The sequence below is a fragment of the Pseudomonas sp. TAE6080 genome (assembly GCF_018732265.1).
Taxonomy (GTDB): Bacteria; Pseudomonadota; Gammaproteobacteria; order Pseudomonadales; family Pseudomonadaceae; genus Aquipseudomonas; species Aquipseudomonas brenneri.
In genome coordinates this window covers 1,230-2,556 of sequence record NZ_JAHIDY010000089.1, presented here as the reverse complement: position 1 = coordinate 2,556, position 1,327 = coordinate 1,230, and the positions used below count along the sequence as shown (strand labels likewise).

General features: G+C 49.4%; 1 rRNA gene (running past one end of the window). It reads right to left on the bottom strand.

Annotation, left to right across the window (positions count from 1 at the left end):
* A 23S ribosomal RNA gene (locus KL786_RS29225) occupies nucleotides 1-1,161 on the bottom strand; it reaches 1,463 nt to the left of the window's first position.
* Between the last annotated feature and the right edge of the window lie 166 nt (nucleotides 1,162-1,327).

The window sequence follows — 1,327 nt, the reverse complement described above, 5'->3', positions numbered from 1 at the left end:
TGATACCCGTAGCTTCGGTGTATGGTTTGAGCCCCGTTACATCTTCCGCGCAGGCCGACTCGACTAGTGAGCTATTACGCTTTCTTTAAAGGGTGGCTGCTTCTAAGCCAACCTCCTAGCTGTCTAAGCCTTCCCACATCGTTTCCCACTTAACCATAACTTTGGGACCTTAGCTGACGGTCTGGGTTGTTTCCCTTTTCACGACGGACGTTAGCACCCGCCGTGTGTCTCCCATGCTCGGCACTTGTAGGTATTCGGAGTTTGCATCGGTTTGGTAAGTCGGGATGACCCCCTAGCCGAAACAGTGCTCTACCCCCTACAGTGATACATGAGGCGCTACCTAAATAGCTTTCGAGGAGAACCAGCTATCTCCGAGCTTGATTAGCCTTTCACTCCGATCCACAGGTCATCCGCTAACTTTTCAACGGTAGTCGGTTCGGTCCTCCAGTTAGTGTTACCCAACCTTCAACCTGCCCATGGATAGATCGCCCGGTTTCGGGTCTATTCCCAGCGACTAGACGCCCTATTAAGACTCGCTTTCGCTACGCCTCCCCTATTCGGTTAAGCTCGCCACTGAAAATAAGTCGCTGACCCATTATACAAAAGGTACGCAGTCACCCAACAAAGTGGGCTCCCACTGCTTGTACGCATACGGTTTCAGGATCTATTTCACTCCCCTCTCCGGGGTTCTTTTCGCCTTTCCCTCACGGTACTAGTTCACTATCGGTCAGTCAGTAGTATTTAGCCTTGGAGGATGGTCCCCCCATATTCAGACAAAGTTTCTCGTGCTCCGTCCTACTCGATTTCATGACTAAGAGATTTTCGCGTACAGGGCTATCACCCACTATGGCCGCACTTTCCAGAGCGTTCCGCTAATCTCAAAGCCACTTAAGGGCTAGTCCCCGTTCGCTCGCCACTACTAAGGGAATCTCGGTTGATTTCTTTTCCTCAGGGTACTTAGATGTTTCAGTTCCCCTGGTTCGCCTCTTACGCCTATGTATTCAGCGTAAGATAACCATCTTATGATGGCTGGGTTCCCCCATTCAGACATCTCCGGATCAAAGTCTGTTTGCCGACTCCCCGAAGCTTTTCGCAGGCTACCACGTCTTTCATCGCCTCTGACTGCCAAGGCATCCACCGTATGCGCTTCTTCACTTGACCATATAACCCCAAGCAATCTGGTTATACTGTGAAGACGACATTCGCCGAAAATTCGATAATACTCAAAACTGAGTAACTCACAAATTTTACCTTAGCCTGATCCGTTACCAGTGAAAGTAACGTTCAGTCTATCTTTCTATCACATACCCAAATTTTTAAAGAACGA